The sequence below is a fragment of the Mycobacterium hackensackense genome (genome assembly GCF_025822555.1).
Taxonomy (GTDB): domain Bacteria; phylum Actinomycetota; class Actinomycetes; order Mycobacteriales; family Mycobacteriaceae; genus Mycobacterium; species Mycobacterium fluoranthenivorans.
This window is the reverse complement of record NZ_JACKUC010000034.1, coordinates 176,994-192,529: the sequence shown is the minus strand read 5'-3', so window position 1 is coordinate 192,529 and position 15,536 is coordinate 176,994. Positions and strand designations below refer to the sequence as shown.

Genomic DNA, 15,536 nt, shown 5'->3' with positions numbered 1-15,536 from the left:
GGCGGGTGGGGTTCGCGTGGTGCCTGGGTGGTCCGCCGTGGACTTAGTAAAGAGTATTTACTCAAGACTCTTTAGTTGTCAATCGCAAGGTCAGGCGTGCTCTACCATTGACTAGGAGTCTTTACTAAGGGGGCAGTGTGGTTCGCAACCGCGAACGGGACAGCGGGCCGCGGGCGGCGCAAGCCCCGTCCGTGATGCGCGAGATGAATCAGCGCGTGCTGCTGGACTGTCTGTTCGCCGAAGGTCCGGCCACTCGGCCCGCGCTTGTGCTCAGCACCGGATTGTCCCTACCGACGGTGATCGCGGCGCTCGGTGACCTGCAGTCGGTCGGTTTGGTCCGCGAGACAGGCACGAGCGTCGTCGGTCACGGGCGCCCAGCTGTGACGTTCGAGGCCAATGCCGATGCGGGTGCCGTCATCGCCGTCGACATCGGCCACGAATGGATCCGCTTGGTGGCCGCCGACCTTGCGGGTGGGCGGTTGGCGGCGCGCACTATCCGCAACTCTGCCACCACCGCACGAGGTCTTGTCGAACTGACCGGTGAGGCGGTGGCTGCCGTGCGTGCCGAAGCCGACATCCGCGAAGACAAGACGGTACACACGGTGATCGGCTCGCCCGGTGTCTACGACGAGACGCGCGGGCGAATCAGCTATGCAGCCAATCTGCCTGGATGGCAGCGACTGGGCATCGCAGAGGCGTTGGGAGCGCAGGTCGGCTCCCACATCACCATCGACAACGACGCGAACCTTGCTGCGATCGGCGAACACACCTACGGAGCGGTCCGCTCGGTCGACAACTTCGTCTACATCACCATCGGCACCGGTGTCGGTGTGGGCTTGTTCCTCAATGGGGCGCTGTACCGGGGAGCGCATGGCGCTGCGGGTGAGGCCGGCTACCTGCCGCTTGGTGAGGCCCTGGTGCCGATGCGTCCGGACCGGCCGCCACGGGGCATGCTCGAAGAGGCGGTGGCCGCAGACGCGATCGTCGCGCAGGCTCAGCATCTTGGTATGCCGGATCCGGTATCCGCCGCGGGTGTGTTCGCCGCGGCACGTGAGGGGGATACCCGCGCAATGAAAGTCGTTGAACGCGAGGCCAAACAGCTCGCCCAGTTGGTGGCCACGGTGCTGGCGTTGTTCGACCCCGATGTGGTGGTCTTCGGAGGCGGCGTGGGTCAGAACATCGATCTGATGGAGCACGACCTGGTGACATCGCTCCGACTCATCACGCCGATGAGCACACGGCTGATCCGTGGAACCCTCGGTCAGGAAGCAGTAGTCAGGGGAGCCGTCGCAACAGGATTGGATATCGCGCGGCAGCGTGCATTCGAGGCCCGTGCGCCCAGCGCGCCGGCCCGCTAGCGCGGCAGCATCCGGCCCATCATGCCGGCGAACAGCCGCTGGTAGCCGGAACCGGTGATCCGCACCAGGACGTCGAGGACCTTGGCGTCCGCGCCGACGAGCACCCGCGCGCGGTTCTTGTGAACCGCCTCGAGGATGATCCGGGCGGCCTTCTCCGGTGTGGTCTTCGCGAGCTTCTTGTCGAACATCTTGGCCAGCTGATCGGCGTCCAGGCCTTCGGCGGCGCCGGCGTTGCGGGCGATGGCGGTCTTGATACCGCCGGGGTGCACGGCGGTGACCTTCACCGGGTGCTTGGCCAGGATCATCTCCTGGCGCAACGCCTCGGTGAACCCGCGCACCGCGAACTTCGCCGAGTTGTAGGCGGCCTGGCCGGGCACCGAGAAGATGCCGAACAGGCTGGACACATTGACGATGTGGCCGTCGCCGGAGGCGATCAGATGGGGGAGGAACGACTTGGTGCCGTTGACGACACCCCAGAAGTCGACGTCCATGACGCGCTCGATGTCCTTGTAGGAGCTGACCTCGACATCGCCGGTGAACGCGATGCCCGCGTTGTTGTAGATCTGATGGACGGCGCCGAAGTGCTCCTTGACGGCGGTCGCGTACAGCTCGAAGGCTTCGCGTTCGGTGACGTCGAGCCGATCGGCCTTGACGGGGGCGCCGATCGCCTTCAGGCGTTCCTCGGTGACCGCCAAGCCCTCCAGGTCGACATCGCTGATGGCCAGCTTGGCGCCGGAGCGCCCCAGCTCGACGGCCAGCGCCTGACCGATCCCCGACCCGGCGCCGGTGACGACGGCGACCTTTCCGGCAAAGCCCTCCATGGACACTCCTCGCGTAGGCGGTTGACTGGCGTCGAGCTTAGCCGGACCGGCCGATACCGCAGGTATCGGGTAACGCGCACAGGTTCGGCAGCGATACTCACACCATGAACCGAACCCGGATTGCCGCCCTGGCGGCACCGCTGGCTGCTGGCGCTCTCGCGCTGTCCTTGGCCGCACCTGCCCAAGCCGACGACGGTGTCGACTCCTTCGTCTCGACGCTCGGCTCGTCCGGTCTGGGCGATATCGACCCGGCCACCGCCGCACAGGTCGGCCAGTCGGTATGCCCGATGCTGGCCGATCCCGGGCAACAGGCCGCCGACGCCGCCGCCCATGTGGCCGACACGCTGGGGCAGCCGCTGGGCCCGGCCACCATGTTCACCGGTCTGGCGATCCAGGCGTTCTGCCCGGGCGCGGTGGCCGCACTGGCCAACGGGAACTCACCACTGCCGTTCGGGCTGCCCGGCTTCTGACCGTTCAACACAGAAATGCGCGAGATCCGCTGAGGGATCTCGCGCATTTCCGTGTTCGGTGTCCTACGGGGCGAACGACTGGTCGATGATCTCCTGCTGCTCGACGGCGTGCACCTTCGAGCTGCCCGACGACGGAGCGCTCATGGCCCGCCGCGAGATCCGCTTGATCCCGGTCAGCTTGTCCGGCAACAACTCCGGCAGCGACAGCCCGAACGTCGGCCACGCACCCTGATTGGCCGGCTCCTCCTGTACCCAGAAGAACTGCTGCGCATTCGGGTACTGGTCGAGCGTCGCGCTGAGCCTGCGCTTGGGCAGCGGGTAGAGCTGTTCGATCCGCACGATCGCGATATCGTCGCGCTGTTCCTTGGCCTTCCGCGCCACCAGCTCGTAGTAGATCTTGCCGCTGGTCAGCAGTACCCGGGTCACCTTCGAACGGTCGCCGATACCGTCCTCGTAGGTGGGCTCCTCAAGCACTGAGCGGAACTTGATCTCGGTGAAGTCCTTCACATCGCTGACCGCCGCCTTGTTGCGCAGCATCGACTTCGGCGTGAAGACGATGAGCGGACGGTGGATGCCGTCCAGGGCGTGCCGGCGCAACAGGTGGAAATAGTTGGCCGGGGTGGAGGGCATCGCGACGGTCATCGAACCCTCGGCGCACACCTGCAGGAACCGCTCGATGCGACCCGAGGTGTGGTCGGGGCCCTGGCCCTCATGACCGTGCGGCAGCAGCAGCACGACGTCGGAGAGCTGGCCCCACTTGGCCTCGCCCGAGGAGATGAACTCGTCGATGATGGACTGCGCACCGTTGACGAAATCGCCGAACTGGGCTTCCCACAACACGATGGCGTCGGGATCGCCCACTGAGTAGCCGTATTCGAAACCGACCGCTGCGAATTCGGACAGTGCCGAGTTGTACACCAGGAACTTGCCGCCGGTCGGATTGCCGTCGACGTCCACGGTCAGCAGGTCCAGCGGGGTGAACTCGGCACCGGTCTTGCGATCCACGATCACCGCGTGGCGCTGGGTGAACGTGCCGCGCTGGACGTCCTGACCCGTAAGCCGCACCGTCTTGCCTTCGGCGACAAGGGTTCCCAGCGCCAGTAGTTCACCGAACGCCCAGTCGACCTTGCCTTCGTAGGCCATCTCCCGGCGCTTGTCGAGGACGGGCTGCACCCGCGGGTGCACGTTGAACCCTTCCGGTGCGGACAGATGAGCGTCGCCGATACGGGCCAGCAGCGACTTGTCGACCGCGGTGTTCAGCCCCTTCGGGGTGAGCTGGTCGGATTCGACCGACTCGCTCGGCTCGATGGTGTGCTTCTCCAGCTCGCGCACCTCGTTGAAGACGCGTTCCAGCTGGCCCTGGTAGTCGCGCAGCGCATCCTCGGCCTCTTTGATCGAGATGTCGCCACGACCGATCAGTGCCTCGGTGTAGGTCTTTCGGACGCCGCGCTTGTGGTCGATCACGTCGTACATCTCGGGCTGCGTCATCGAGGGGTCATCGCCTTCGTTGTGACCGCGGCGGCGGTAGCACAGCATGTCGATGATGACGTCCTTCTTGAACTGCTGGCGGAACTCCATGGCCAGCCGGGCCACCCACACACAGGCTTCCGGGTCGTCACCGTTCACATGGAAGATCGGTGCGCCAACCATTTTCGCGACATCGGTGCAGTACTCACTGGAGCGCGAGTCCTGCGGCGAGGTGGTGAAGCCGATCTGATTGTTGACGATGATGTGGATGGTGCCGCCGGTGCGGTACCCGCGCAGCAGCGCCAGGTTCAGCGTCTCGGCCACCACACCCTGACCCGCGAACGCGGCGTCACCGTGCAGCATCATCGGCACCACGGAGAACTTCTCGGAGCCGCCGTCTGCCCCTTCTGCGGAGTCCAGCAGGTCCTGCTTGGCGCGCACCAGGCCCTCGAGCACCGGGTCGACGGCCTCGAGGTGGCTGGGGTTGGCCACCAGCGAGACCTCGATGTCGTTGTCCCCGAACATCTGCAGGTAGGTGCCGCTCGCACCGAGGTGGTATTTCACGTCACCGGAACCGTGCGCCTGCGACGGATTCAGGTTGCCCTCGAACTCGCTGAAGATCTGCACGTAGGGCTTGCCGACGATGTTGGCCAGCACGTTGAGCCGGCCGCGGTGCGGCATGCCGATGACCACCTCGTCGAGTCCGTGCTCGGCGGCCTGGTCGATGGCGGCATCCATCATCGGGATGACGGTCTCGGCACCTTCCAGTGAGAAGCGCTTCTGCCCAACGTATTTGGTCTGAAGGAAGGTCTCGAACGCCTCGGCGGCGTTGAGCTTGCTCAGGATGTACTTCTGCTCGGCCACGGTCGGCTTCTCGTGCCTGACCTCGATACGCTCCTGCAACCACTTCTGCTGCTCGGGCTCCAGGATGTGGGTGTACTCCACACCGACGTGGCGGCAGTAGGCGTCGCGCAGCACCGACAGCACGTCGCGGAGTTTCTTGTACTCCTTACCGGCGAACCCGTCGACCTTGAACTCGCGGTCCAGGTCCCACAGGGTCAGGCCGTGGGTGAGCACGTCCAGGTCGGGGTGGCTGCGGAACCGGGTCTTGTCCAGGCGCAGCGGGTCGATATCGGCCATCAGGTGACCGCGGTTGCGGTAGGCGGCGATCAGCTCGATGATGCGGGCGTTCTTGTCGGCGATCGAATCCGGGTTGTCGATACGCCAGCGCACCGGCTCGTAGGGGATGCCCAGCTCGCGGAAGATCTCGTCGAAGAAGTCGTCGTCGAGCAGCAGCTGGTGGATGGTGCGCAGGAAGTCGCCGGATTCCGCACCCTGGATGATGCGGTGGTCGTATGTCGACGTCAGCGTGATGAGCTTGCCGATACCCAGATCGGCGATGCGTTCCGGGCTGGCGCCCTGGAATTCGGCGGGGTACTCCATGGCACCGGCGCCGATGATCGCGCCCTGGCCGCTCATCAGTCGCGGCACCGAGTGCACGGTGCCGATGGTGCCCGGGTTGGTCAGCGAGATCGTCACGCCGGCGAAGTCCTCGGCGGTGAGCTTGCCGTCGCGGGCGCGCCGCACGATGTCCTCGTAGGCGGCGATGAACTGGCCGAATTGCATTGTCTCGCAACGCTTGATGGCCGCCACGACGAGCTGACGCTTACCGTCCTTGCCCTGCAGGTCGATGGCCAGGCCCAGGTTCGTATGCGCGGGCGTGACGACACTCGGCTTACCGTCCACCTCGGCGAAGTGCCGGTTCAGGTTCGGGAACTTCTTGACGGCCTGCACGATCGCGTATCCCAGCAGGTGGGTGAAGCTGATCTTGCCGCCACGGGTGCGCTTGAGATGGTTGTTGATGACGACGCGGTTGTCGATCATCAGCTTGGCCGGGATGGCCCGCACGCTGGTGGCGGTGGGGACCTCCAGCGAGGCGTTCATGTTCTTCACCACGGCCGCGGCGGCGCCGCGCAGCACCGAGACCTCGGAGTCCTCGGCGGGCTTTGCCTGTGCGGCGGCGGGAGAGGCCTTGGGTGCGGTGGTGGGAGAGGCCTTGGGTGCGGTGGTGGGAGAGGCCGGGGCCGCGGCCTTGGCGGGCGCAGCCTTGGCCGGCGCGGGCGCCGGTGCCGGGGTGGGCGCAGCGGCGGGAGTGGCGGCGGGCGCGGGGTGGGCGGCGGCACCATTGGTGGCGACCGTCTCGGTCACCGGTTCGGGCGAGTAGTCGACGAGGAATTCATGCCAACTGGGGTCTACCGAGGAGGGATCTTCGCGGAACTTGCGATACATCTCCTCGACCAGCCACTCGTTCTGTCCGAAGGGGGATGGGGAACTGGTCACGGCAGTTCTTCGCCTCGATTCCATCTGTCACGGCGGGCGTGTGTGACGAGCCCACCACGTGTGTGCGGATATCCGCGCTCGGCCGCAACAAGGCTATCGCTTCCGGTCGCGGCGCGACCAGGCACATCGGACTGACGCACCAGGCCGGTGACCCGAGCTGACATATGGCCGGTTATGTCAGTGACATGTGGGTCGATATGTCCGGTTCTACGGACGCGGCGCGGGCAGAACGAGCAAGGTGGACGGCCAGCGGGGCGGCGGATTACCGAATGCCCGGCTGGCGTTGCCGACGATCTTCTTACCCATCAGCCGGTTGCCCACCCCGCCGACGACGGCACCGATGCCGACCGGCAGCAGCTTCCCGAAGGCGATCGCGCCGCGCTTGAGCGTGTACTTCTTCACGAAGAACCGCAGCAGCCTGTTGTTCAACTGGGACACCGCGGGCAACGGCAGCGTCGCAGCACCGTCGGACAGCCAGGCGCCGCTGGTGCGCCCGCTGCCCAGCAGGTCGGCCACCGCATGCTTGCTGTCATCGCCGACCAGCACGGCCAGCACCAGGGCGCGGCGCCGTTCCCGATGCTCGGCCGGGATGCCGTGTGCCTCGGCCACTGCCAGGACGAAGACGGCGGTCGCTTCCAGGAACACCACGGTCTCGCCCGCCACCGCGGACAGGGCCGCCAGCGTCCCGATACCGGGGAACGCCGCGGCCGACCCGACCGCCGCGCCGCTGGCCATCACCGCGGCCAGGTAGTGCTTCTCCAGGCTGGTGATGATCTCGGCGGGGGTGGCGTCGGGCTTCTTGTCGCGCAACCGGCGGACGTAGGCGGTGACCGCAGGCGCCTGCAACCGGGTGCTGCGTTCCAAGAGCTGCGAAAGGACCTTGGCGGCCGCGCTGGGATCCTCGTCGACGCCGTCACGGGTGGCCGGAAGCCGGCTCGTGGTGTTGGACCGAGCGTTCATCGCTGTGTCTCCTGTGCAGATCCCGTGCCCTGTATGCACAACAAGGCTAACTTCTCGTCAACGACCGGCGCCGGAGCCTCGGTGCCCGAACGTGACGGCGGTCACTGTTCGCCCAGCGCGGAAGAAAAAACGGACGTGCGGCGCTGCCTCTGACCGTGGCAACATCCGTGAGCGTGGAACCGATCCAGACCCCCAGCCGCATCCGGATCATCACGGTGCTGGGGCTGCTGATCGCGCTCGGCCCACTCACCATCGATATGTACCTGCCGGCCCTGCCGCGCATCGCAGGCGACCTGTCGGTGTCCTCCTCGGTGGTGCAGCTGACGCTGACCGGCACCTTGGCCGGGCTGGCTCTGGGCCAGCTGGTGGTCGGATCGTTGTCGGATTCGCTGGGCCGGCGCCGGCCGCTGATGGCCGGGATCGTGCTGCACATGGTCGCGTCCCTGATATGCCTGTTCGCCCCGAACATCGTCGTGCTGGGGCTCGGCCGCGGGCTGCAGGGTGTCGGAGCGGCTGCCGCGTCGGTCGTCGCGATCGCGGTGGTCGGTGATCTGTACACGGGTACCGCCGCGGCCACGGTGATGTCGCGGCTGATGCTCGTGCTCGGCGTGGCACCGGTGGTCGCGCCGTCCCTGGGGGCCGTCGTGCTGCTCAAGGCCTCCTGGCACTGGGTGTTCGCCGCGCTGGTGGTGCTGGCGGGCGCCCTTCTGCTGATGGCCGCGCTCGCGCTGCCCGAGACCCTGCCGGTTTCGCATCGGCGTCCGCTGCACGTGCGCAATATCCTCGCGACCTACGGCGAGCTGCTGCGTGACGTGCGGTTCGTCATCCTGGTTCTGGTCGCCGCCCTCGGCATGGCCGGACTGTTCGGCTATATCGCCGCGGCGCCGTTCGTGCTGCAGGGGCACTACGGGCTGGGCCAGCAGGCCTTCGCGCTGGTATTCGGCGCCGGGGCGGTCGCGCTGATCGGCGCGACCCAGGCCAACGTGCTGCTGCTCAAGCGGTTCACGCCGCAGACCATCACGGTGTCGGCCCTGGCCGTGTCGGCGGTCACCGCGGCGGTGTTCGTCGCGCTCGCGCTCGGCGAAGTCGGGGGACTGTGGGGCTTCCTGGTACCGATCTGGCTGATCCTCGCCGCCATGGGTCTGGTCATCCCGAACGCACCCGCGGTGGCACTGTCCCGACATTCCGACGCGGCGGGGACGGCCGCCGCGCTGTTGGGTGCGGCCCAGTTCGGATTGGGCGCCGCCGTGGCGCCACTGGTCGGGGTGCTCGGTAACAACGAGTTCGCGCTCGCACTGGTGATGGTCGTCGGTTCGAGCGTCGCACTGTTCGCGCTGCTGGCGGTCGGGTCCGGCACCGCGGAGTCCGAGGATGTGCCGGCCGGCGAGCCTGTCGCCGACGCGGCGTAAGTTGTCGGCAGTACGGCGCATCGGTCGCGCCGCCTCTTCGACACTCCGAGTAGATGCCCGAAATCCTGACTGAGCAACGCGTGCGCCCGGCCAACCCCTGGCACGCCCTGTGGGCGATGTTGGTCGGGTTCTTCATGATCCTCGTCGACTCGACGATCGTCGCCGTGGCCAACAAACGCGTCATGGAGGCGTTGTCCACCGACTACGACGGTGTCATCTGGGTGACCAGCGCCTATCTGCTGGCCTACGCCGTGCCGCTGTTGGTGGCCGGCCGCCTCGGTGACCGGTTCGGCCCCAAGAACCTCTACCTGCTGGGGCTGGGGGTGTTCACCCTGGCTTCGCTGTGGTGCGGTCTGTCCGGATCGATCGAGATGCTGATCGCCGCGCGGGTGGTGCAGGGCATCGGGGCGGCATTGCTGACGCCGCAGACCCTGTCGACGATCACCCGCATCTTCCCGCCGGACCGCCGCGGTGTGGCGATGAGTGTGTGGGGCGCGACCGCCGGGGTGGCCACCCTGGTCGGACCGCTGGCCGGTGGCGTCCTGGTCGACGGGCTGGGCTGGCAGTGGATCTTCTTCGTCAACGTGCCGATCGGTGTGCTCGGCCTGGGGCTGGCGGTATGGCTGGTTCCGGTGTTGCCCACCAAGAAGCACAGTTTCGACGTGCTCGGCGTCGCGCTGTCCGGCATCGCGATGTTCCTCATCGTATTCGGACTGCAGGAGGGACAGTCGCACCACTGGGCGCCCTGGATCTGGGCCACCATCGTCGCGGGCGCGGGGTTCATGGCCGCATTCGTCTACTGGCAGGCCGTCAACCCGCGCGAGCCGCTGATCCCGCTGACGATCTTCCGGGACCGCGACTTCACCCTGTCGAATGTCGGCATCGCCGTGATCGGCTTCACGGTGACCGCGATGATCCTGCCGGTCATGTTCTATGCGCCCGCGGTGTGCGGGTTGTCCTACACCCGGTCGGCATTGCTGACCGCACCGATGGCCATCGCGACCGGTGTGCTGGCACCGGTCGTGGGGCGCATCGTCGACCGGGCGCACCCCGCCCCGATCATCGGGTTCGGTTTCGCGGCCATGGCGATCGGGCTGACCTGGTTGTCGATCGAGTTGACGCCCAGCACACCCATCTGGCGGTTGTTGCTCCCGCTGACGGTGATGGGGGCGGGGATGGCATTCATCTGGTCACCGCTGGCGGCCACCGCGACCCGCAACCTGCCGCCCCAGCTCGCCGGGGCCGGGTCGGGCGTCTACAACACCACCCGTCAGGTCGGCTCGGTGCTCGGCAGTGCCGGGATGGCGGCGTTCATGACCTCGCGGATCGGGGCCGAGATGCCGGCCGGCGGCGCCGCACCCGCCGGTGCCGAGGGGCTGGCCACCGTCCTGCCGGACTTCCTGCGTGAGCCGTTCTCGGCGGCGCTGTCCCAGTCGCTGTTGCTGCCCGCGTTCGTGGCGTTGTTCGGGGTGGTGGCCGCGCTGTTCCTGCGCGGCAGCGTCGGCGCGCCGCGGTTGGTCACCGGCCTGCCCGCACCGCGGCTCCCGGCGCCGCCGCCCCAGCATTCCGTGGACGAGCACTGGCACGACGAGGACGACTACATCGAGTACACGGTGGATTGGGCTGAACCGGCCGCCCGCAGCACTGGAGCCGACGCGCCAACTGACCTGCTCCCCGTCGTCGACGGAATGGCGGATGAGTCGATGACCGAGCCGCTGTATGCCCATGTCGAACACCCGCTGCCCGCCCCCGCCGACACCTGGCACGCCGGGCCCGTGGACACCTGGCAGCACGTCGAACCAGAACCAGAACCAGAACCCGATCGCGCGTGGCGCAGCATCCTCGACGATCTGCTCGAGGACCGTCCGGTGGATCAGATCGCCCACCCGCACAACGGTTTCCACGCTGACCAGGGCGGCTGGCTCCAGCCCTTGCCGCCGTCCGACGATCAGGCCGAGGCGCCATCGGAGGGCAGACATTCGCGCCCCAGTCGAGGCAGGCACTCCCGCGACGAGTGACGGCCGGTCAGTGATCTAGTTGACCCCTGGTGGCGGCTGGGGTTCGAAGGGTTGGTACCACCACCATTGGGTGCGTTCCCCGGTCGGCCCGGGGTAGGGCGGGACCGCGGGTGCCGGTGTGGTGGGTGGACGGGCCAAGGATCCGCCGTGGAGTTTTCGGCCCTCGGTATCGGTGACGACCAGCCGGTCCGCGGGTCCGGTGAGGGTGAGGCCGCCGCGGTGATGCATGCGGTGGTGGTACGGGCAGAGCAGCACCAGGTTGGACAGTTCGGTGGGGCCGCCGTCTTCCCAATGCTGGAGGTGGTGGGCGTGCAGTCCGCGGGTGGCAGCGCAGCCGGGGACCACGCAGCAGCGGTCGCGATGCTCCAACGCCCGGCGCAGGCGGCGACCGATGGTGCGGGTGGTCCGGCCGGAGCCGATCGGCTGGCCGTGGCGTTCGAACCACACCTCGCAGGTGGCATCGCAGAGCAGGTATTGGCGCTCGTCCTCGGACAGGATCGGGCCCAGGTGCAGCGCGGCTGCGGGCTTGTCGATATCGAGATGTACGACCACGGTGGTGTGCTGGCCGTGCGGGCGGCGGGCCACGTCGGTGTCCCAGCCGGCCTCGATGAGGCTCATGAACGCGTCCACCCGCGTCGGGAACGGGCTGCTGTCCCCGCTGTCTTCGGTGTCGGTGGGGTGTTCGGCGATCAGTGCGTCGTGGTGGGACTGCAGCGCGGCATCGAATTTCGCGGCTTCGAGCCGCGGTAGCCGGATCCGGTAGGTCGTATAGGTGTCGTCGGGGCTGCTGGTCTTGGTGAACTCGCGGCGCGGCTCGGACGGTGCCTCAGGATCAGGGTGCGGTGCCATCTTGATCGCGGTCCGCAGCTGGCTGACCGTGGCCACCGAAGCGAGGTCGGCGTAATGCGCATCGGAGCCTTCGGCGGCGCGTTCGGCGATCACCCCGACCTGATCCAGAGACAACCGGCCTTCACGCAGGGCTTCGGTGCAACGCGGAAACTCTTCCAGCAGCCGTGCCGCCGCGACGACGGTCTCGGCGTTACGGGGGGCGACCCCGGCGGACGCCGGTCAAACCGGCGAGCTCCTCGCGCTCCAGTTCGGCCACGATCTGCACCAGGCGCCCGTCGATCGCGTTGCGCTGCCCGCACAACTCGGCGATCTCGTCGAACAACACCTCCAGCCGCTCCCCGGCGGCCAAAGATGTTGCGGTACTGGACATGAACCCATCATCGCAGAGGGGTACGACAAGTCAGGGTCAGCTGGTGAGCGCCAGGAACGCACCGAGTTCGATCAGCCGGTCGGGGGTGGCGGGCAGGTAGTCGGTCAGATGTGCCGACCGCACGATGAATGCGGTGTACTTGGCCCTGCTGACCGCCACGTTGAGTCGATTCCTGTTGAACAGGAACGACACTCCGCGAGGGGCCTCCTCGGCCGAGGAGGTCGCCATGGAGACGAAGACGACCGGCGCCTGCCGCCCCTGGAACTTGTCGACGGTGCCCACTTCGACCTCGGTCAGGCCTACCGCGTCCAGCGTGCGGCGCAACGTCACCACCTGTGCGTTGTAGGGCGTGACGACGAGTACGTGCTGTGCGGCCAGCGCGACCGTGCCGTGCTCATCGGTCCACGGGGTACCCAGCAGCGCGGTGATCTCGGCGACGATCGCCTGTGCTTCCTCTGGGCTGTCGGTGGAGTTGCCGTCGTGATCGACGGTCAGCACCCGTACGCCCGGAATCACACCCTCCAGATGCCTTGCACCGCTGACCTCTTCGCGTGCCCGGAGGCGGCCGTCATAGGACAACCGGGAGATGGGTCCGCACACGGCGGGGTGCATCCGGAACGAGTAGTCGAGGAAGTAGCCCCGCTCCTCGGGCAGCGTGTGATGCCCGTCGACCAGCCAGCCCAACGCGGAACCGTCGACCGGCTCGGGATGGGTGCCCTGACTGACCTGCGGCAGTTGCTGCGGGTCGCCCAGCAGCATCAGATTGCGGGCCGACGGGGCCACGGCGATGGTGTTGGCCAGACTGTACTGACCGGCCTCTTCGATGACCAGAAGATCCAGTGCCCGCCTCGGGATCTTGTTGGCATTGGCGAAGTCCCACCCCGTTCCGCCCACGACACAGCCCTCGTTGTTCGCGATGAAACCTGCGAACTCGGGGTTGGTCAGCGCGGTCCAGCCGGAGTTCACCGTGTTGACCTTCTTGCCCACCCGCGCACCGTCGACCCCGGCGGCGATGACATCGCGGAACAGGTTCTCCACCACGGCGTGTGATTGGGCCACCACGCCGACGCGCCAGCCATGCCCGTTGACCAACCGTTCGATGACCTTGGCGGAGGTGAACGTCTTGCCGGTGCCGGGCGGGCCGTGCACGGCCAGGTACGACGAGTCCAGGGCCAGCAGCGCGGTGCCCATATCCGCGGCCACGTCGCCGGTGCGAGGCAGCGGCCCACCGCCGACCATGCGCGGTGCGCGGCGTAGCAGGATGTCGGTGACGGCATCGGCGGGCAGGTCGGGTAGTCCCGCTCGGACGGCCGCCGCGGTATCCGCGATCGACTCCTGCAGCGGTTTGGTGTTGATCGGCGGACCGGGTGTCAGCGCAAAGGGCAGCTGATCGAAGGTGCTGCCGCCCTTCGGTTCCCGCTCGCAGATCACGACCGCCGTCGGGACCTCGGGGTCATCGCATTCGAGCACCGCGACCGATCCGAACGCGCGGCGGTCGGGATCATCGGCCAGGCCAGCGGGTGCCGGCGGGTCGTAGAGCGCGTACATGTCGTGCGCGAGTCCGCCGTTGGCGAGTTCGCCGGTCAGTCGGACGTGACGTTGGGGCTTGCGCGCTTTGGGCGGCTGGTGCCAGTCGTTGACGACTTCGGCTCGTTCGGCGACGAAAACATCACTGTTGTCCGACCATTCGTCGACAGGATTGTTGACGCGGTCGAAGTGTGCCCACCAGAACGGTTTGTCCTCGCGTTTGTGGAATCCGCGGGCGGCGGCCACCATCGCGACGGCGGTCTGCTCCGGCGTGCGTTCCTCGATACCGTCGCCCGCGAATTTCATCAGGGTGCGATCGAGTGCGTCGGCGACCTCGACTTCGTCCTGAGCCGCTTTGTCCCGCAACGGTTGCGGCCCGCGAGGCGGGACCGACGATTCGATGGCCCGGGCCACCAGCCAGTCGCGCAACCGGCGCGTGGAGCGGCAGTCGTAGCGGTTATAGTCCTCGATCTCCTTGAGCACGTTGGCCGCCTCGTCGGCATCGCCCTCGTCGCGTAGGGCGCAGTACCTGGCGTATTGGGTGATGGAGTCGGCGGCATTGGTCACCTCGCCGTCGCGCAGCTCGCCACCCATGTACAGCGGTTCGAGGTACTTGATGCTGTAGCTCTCGGTGCCGACCCGAATGCTCTTGCGCACCAACGGGTAGAGGTCGACCAGAATTCCGTTGCGCAGCAGGTCGTCCACTTCGTTCTCGCCGACGCCGTACCGGCCGGCCAGCCTCAGCAGGGTGCTCTTCTCATACGCCGCGTAGTGATAGATGTGCATCTTCGGATAGCGCTTCAACCGTTTGCGCACCATGGCCAGGAAATCGACCAGTGCCCGGCGTTCGGCTTCCCGGTCGTGCGCCCAGAAGGGGGTGAACTCGTCGGCGACGGTCAACACACCCCACAGGTACTCCAGACCCCAGTCGCGGCCGTTGACCGTCCACAACGGATCGCCCTCGAAATCGAAGAACAGGTCACCCTTGTCCGCGTCGGGCAGCACCATCAGCGGCTGCGCGTCGACGACTTCGAACGGTGGTTTGCCGTCGATCCGCTCGGCGATCTGCAGGCGCGCCTGTGCGGTCAGCGTCGTGACGGTGCGCTTGGACAGTTCGGGCACCGCGCCCTCGTGGGCGGCCAACTGGTGCACGGTGCCGATGCCGGCGTCGATCAGCCGGGCGCGCTGGCTGGTGCGCATCCCGGCCACCAGCAGGAGGTCATCGGTCTCTTTCACCTGCACGCTGCACTCGGGGCAGCGGAAACAGGCCCGCACCCGCTCGTCCGCCCAGGACACCGGCCGGTCGCCGGCCAGATGCTCGTCGAGCAACCGCTGCAGGGCCGCGCGCCGCGGCAGGTAGACCGGCAGCAGTTCGTCGACCTGGTACCGCGACACCGCGCCGTCGCCGAGCACCAGCTCCACCTCTGCAGCCACCGGGACACCGGCGGTGGTCAGTGCGTCGGCGTAGGCGGCCAGCTGCAGCAGCGCCTCCACCTTCACCGACCGGGACAGTTTGGTGTCCCGAAGCCGGTAGCGCCGCCCGGCCGGACCGGACTCGAGGTGCAGGAAGTCGGCGAACCCGGCGAACCGGCCGTCGAACATCGCCGCCTGATAGATCGCGGGTGACCGGCGCTCCACCGCGGCCATGGTCTGCTCGGCGGCGGCGGTGAGACCCGCGACCGTGTAGGGCGGCCGGCCGATCACGGTGACCGCGTCCTCGGTGCGCAGTTCCTCCAGATGACGCTGTTCGTGGTCGTGGCCGAGCGCTGCGGTGCGGGCCAGCAGTTCGTCGGCGGCCGACACCTTGGGGCCACGGCCCAGTTGCGCGTCGAACGAACGCAGCAGCGCGTACTCACACCGGGCCGCGGCCGCGAGGTCGGAGGCGCTGTAGATCACACGATCGTCGGCCACGAACACGCACCCAGGCTAGGGGAGCGGGCCGACAAT

General features: G+C 67.6%; 8 protein-coding genes and 1 pseudogene. 4 read left to right on the top strand and 5 right to left on the bottom strand.

All coding sequences use genetic code 11. From position 1 onward, the window contains the following. The first annotated feature begins 137 nt into the window (after nt 1–137). Entirely contained in the window at nt 138–1,358 is a 1,221-nt protein-coding gene (locus H7J86_RS27030) for an ROK family protein (protein WP_267294748.1), read from the top strand. Here H7J86_RS27030 and H7J86_RS27025 read toward each other — a convergent pair. Beyond that, nucleotides 1,355–2,179, bottom strand: a complete 825-nt coding sequence (locus H7J86_RS27025; RefSeq protein WP_090363604.1) for an SDR family NAD(P)-dependent oxidoreductase — start codon at nt 2,177–2,179, stop codon at nt 1,355–1,357. The genes H7J86_RS27030 and H7J86_RS27025 overlap by 4 nt on opposite strands. A gap of 104 nt (nt 2,180–2,283) precedes the next feature. Between H7J86_RS27025 and H7J86_RS27020 the strand changes: the two genes are divergently transcribed. After that, the gene (locus tag H7J86_RS27020; protein ID WP_090363606.1) at nt 2,284–2,649 is read left to right on the top strand and encodes a DUF732 domain-containing protein; all 366 of its coding nucleotides are present in this window, start codon (nt 2,284–2,286) and stop codon (nt 2,647–2,649) included. 63 nt (nt 2,650–2,712) lie between these two features. Here the strand turns inward: H7J86_RS27020 and H7J86_RS27015 are convergent, their stop codons facing one another. Both H7J86_RS27015 and H7J86_RS27010 read right to left on the bottom strand, forming a co-directional pair. Continuing rightward, nucleotides 2,713–6,405 (bottom strand): multifunctional oxoglutarate decarboxylase/oxoglutarate dehydrogenase thiamine pyrophosphate-binding subunit/dihydrolipoyllysine-residue succinyltransferase subunit, encoded by a 3,693-nt coding sequence (locus H7J86_RS27015; protein ID WP_372517341.1) that lies wholly within the window; start codon nt 6,403–6,405, stop codon nt 2,713–2,715. A 258-nt stretch (nt 6,406–6,663) separates the two neighbouring features. Beyond that, nucleotides 6,664–7,416 (bottom strand): hypothetical protein, encoded by a 753-nt coding sequence (locus tag H7J86_RS27010; RefSeq protein WP_090363609.1) that lies wholly within the window; start codon nt 7,414–7,416, stop codon nt 6,664–6,666. A 155-nt stretch (nt 7,417–7,571) separates the two neighbouring features. Between H7J86_RS27010 and H7J86_RS27005 the strand changes: the two genes are divergently transcribed. Both H7J86_RS27005 and H7J86_RS27000 read left to right on the top strand, forming a co-directional pair. Beyond that, nucleotides 7,572–8,825, top strand: a complete 1,254-nt coding sequence (locus tag H7J86_RS27005) for a multidrug effflux MFS transporter (protein ID WP_372517337.1) — start codon at nt 7,572–7,574, stop codon at nt 8,823–8,825. Nucleotides 8,826–8,878: 53 nt separating this feature from the next. After that, complete coding sequence (locus H7J86_RS27000) at nt 8,879–10,843, top strand: MFS transporter (RefSeq protein ID WP_267294742.1); 1,965 nt, start codon at nt 8,879–8,881, stop codon at nt 10,841–10,843. Nucleotides 10,844–10,858: 15 nt separating this feature from the next. Here the strand turns inward: H7J86_RS27000 and H7J86_RS26995 are convergent. Then, nucleotides 10,859–12,062 (bottom strand): annotated as a pseudogene (locus tag H7J86_RS26995) (HNH endonuclease signature motif containing protein). 36 nt (nt 12,063–12,098) lie between these two features. Next, a complete protein-coding gene (locus tag H7J86_RS26990; protein WP_267294740.1) occupies nt 12,099–15,506 on the bottom strand; it encodes a TM0106 family RecB-like putative nuclease in 3,408 nt (1,135 codons plus the stop codon). Nucleotides 15,507–15,536: the final 30 nt, after the last annotated feature.

Bases quoted from the DNA above. Each gene is read 5' to 3' on its own strand.
- H7J86_RS27020 (WP_090363606.1), top strand. From the start codon at position 2,284: ATGAACCGAACCCGGATTGCCGCCCTGGCGGCACCGCTGGCTGCTGGC.
- H7J86_RS27015 (WP_372517341.1), bottom strand. From the start codon at position 6,405: ATGTATCGCAAGTTCCGCGAAGATCCCTCCTCGGTAGACCCCAGTTGG.
- H7J86_RS27000 (WP_267294742.1), top strand. From the start codon at position 8,879: ATGCCCGAAATCCTGACTGAGCAACGCGTGCGCCCGGCCAACCCCTGG.
- H7J86_RS27010 (WP_090363609.1), bottom strand. From the start codon at position 7,416: ATGAACGCTCGGTCCAACACCACGAGCCGGCTTCCGGCCACCCGTGAC.
- H7J86_RS27025 (WP_090363604.1), bottom strand. From the start codon at position 2,179: ATGGAGGGCTTTGCCGGAAAGGTCGCCGTCGTCACCGGCGCCGGGTCG.